Annotated in this window: 2 protein-coding genes; both read left to right on the plus strand. The window is 63.5% G+C overall.

The window, feature by feature from the left end:
* Positions 1–231 precede the first annotated feature (231 nt).
* Positions 232–1,581 carry an NAD(P)H-binding protein gene (locus CF8_RS20585; protein WP_084622748.1) on the plus strand — a complete coding sequence of 450 codons (1,350 nt, stop codon included), beginning with the start codon at positions 232–234 and terminating at the stop codon, positions 1,579–1,581.
* Between the two features lie 148 nt (positions 1,582–1,729).
* Positions 1,730–2,092, plus strand: a 363-nt coding sequence (locus CF8_RS01565) for an oxidoreductase (RefSeq protein WP_036489972.1), incomplete at its 3' end; no start/stop codon positions are given.

The raw sequence follows: 2,092 nt of genomic DNA on the forward strand, positions 1-2,092 counted from the left end.
GCGCTACACCACTATCGGGGACTCAACTCAAAGGTTGCGCACGCCAGTCAAGGCACTGTCGTTCCCCCACCCCTAGGAGGAACGATGTCTCAGGTCGAAGACGCGAGTACCCAAGGTGATGACGAGCAGCTTGAGCCTCCGCCCAAGCCGCCGGGGCCGCCCGGTCCGCCGGTACCTGATACCGACGACCATGACGACTGACCACTACCGATCGCACGAATCGTGTCGCGCATGAACATCGCAGGCACGACGAAAGGGCCCATCATGAGTCAAATTCTGGTCATCGGCGCACGCGGCAAGACGGGACGATACGTCGCGTCGGGGCTCGTCTCGCGCGGAGTCTCAGTCAAGGCAGCCTCACGCAATCCGGACGAGCTCTCTGGTGGGCATGGTGTCCCGACTAGGTTCGACTGGCACGACGGCTCGACCTGGGAGCCGGCTCTCGTCGGTGTCGATGCCGTGTACCTCGTGAAGCCTGAGTCCGACGACGTCGTCGAGATCGTGACTGAGTTCCTGCGAGCGATGGAAGACGCAGGCGTGCGACGGCTCGTCCTGCTCTCCGAATGCGCTACTCACACCCGCTCTGACGACGTAACGGAGCGCCGGGTCGAGCTGGCGGTGGAGGCCACGAATCTCCAGTGGACGATTCTCCGTCCGAGCTGGTTCATGCAGGACATCATCGACGACGACTTCTTCGGACCGATGGTCCGCGACGACGGCATCATTGTGATGACCACCGGCGGTTCGGCGACCGCCTGGATCCATGTTCGCGACATCGCCGAGGTAGCCGTCGAACTGCTGATCGGCGGCGGCTCGATCGGCCAGGCACTCAACCTGACCGGCCCGGAAGCGCTCACGTTGAAGGAACTCGCCGAACGCATCACCGCCGCCGCGGGCACACCCGTGCTAGGCGTCGAGGAAACCGTGGCCGAAGCCGAGAGTCGTATGCGCCGTGACGGGTTCGACGAGGACACCATCGCGTACCTGACCCGGATCGTCGAGAGCATCATCGAAGGACACACCGCGAACGTCACGGGCGACGTCGAACGAATTGTCGGGCACCCGCCTCGCCACATCGACTCCTTCCTGGCCGACCATGCACGAGACCTTCGACGTACTGGTGACCTCGACGCGGACAACAGCGGCATCAACACACGAGTAGACGTCGCCACCGACAACGAGGCCCTCTTCAGGCGGCTAGTTGCCGCGTGGGCCAGCAGTGACTTCGACGCGCTGCTCGACTGCTTCGCAGACGACATGGTCTACACGGACATGCCGTTTCCTGACGCCCCAGTTCTGGGCAAAGCCGCATTCAGGCGCCACGTGTCCGACTACAACGCTCTGTTCGCCCGCGGACAGGTAGACACGGAACTGGTGACAGTCGTGGCGACCGAGTCACATGTGGTCGGTGAGCTGTCGTGCCGAGCTCAATACGTGGGCCCCGGTGCCCCGGCGGAAGGGGTACCGGTCCATTGGTACGCCACGTTGGTCGACACCATCGTGGACGGGAAAGTGAGTTCGGAGCACGCGTACTTCGATCCCACAGCATTCGAGAAGGCTGTCCAACGCGTCTCTACATGAACATCTGCGCTGCCCGAGCGAGTCGTCTACGACCCGGGACGACTCCTCGGCGCGGTCGAAAAGCCATTGTCAGATGACCGACATTGCAGGCCCTGACTTAGCCGTCTCCGTGAAAGGTGCGGCCGCCCACTGATCGTAAGTTGGCGAGATGACGATGGACCCCCGCCATGCACCACTGTTCGAACCGATCCGCGTTGGGCCGAAGACCTTCCGCAACCGGTTCTACGTAGCTCCGCACTGTTCCGGCCTGGGCGTCGAGTACCCGGGCGCACAGGCATACCTGCGCGGGATGCGGGCAGAGGGCGGATGGGCAGCCGTCAACACCGAGTATTGCGCGGTCGACGCCGAAAGCGACGACTCGCCGTGGGTCCAAGCGCGGCTTCTGGATGAACGAGACGAAGCCAACCTGCGTCTCATGGTCGAACGCGTCCATGAGTTCGACGCCCTGGCCGGTGTCCAGCTGGTGTACATGGGTGCCGACCTGAATCGCCCCGGGTTTCGTGGAGGCTCG

The sequence above is a fragment of the Nocardioides sp. CF8 genome (assembly GCF_000389985.1).
GTDB classification, from domain to species: Bacteria; Actinomycetota; Actinomycetes; order Propionibacteriales; family Nocardioidaceae; genus Nocardioides; species Nocardioides allogilvus.

Bases quoted from the DNA above. Each gene is read 5' to 3' on its own strand.
- CF8_RS20585 (WP_084622748.1), top strand. From the start codon at position 232: ATGAACATCGCAGGCACGACGAAAGGGCCCATCATGAGTCAAATTCTG.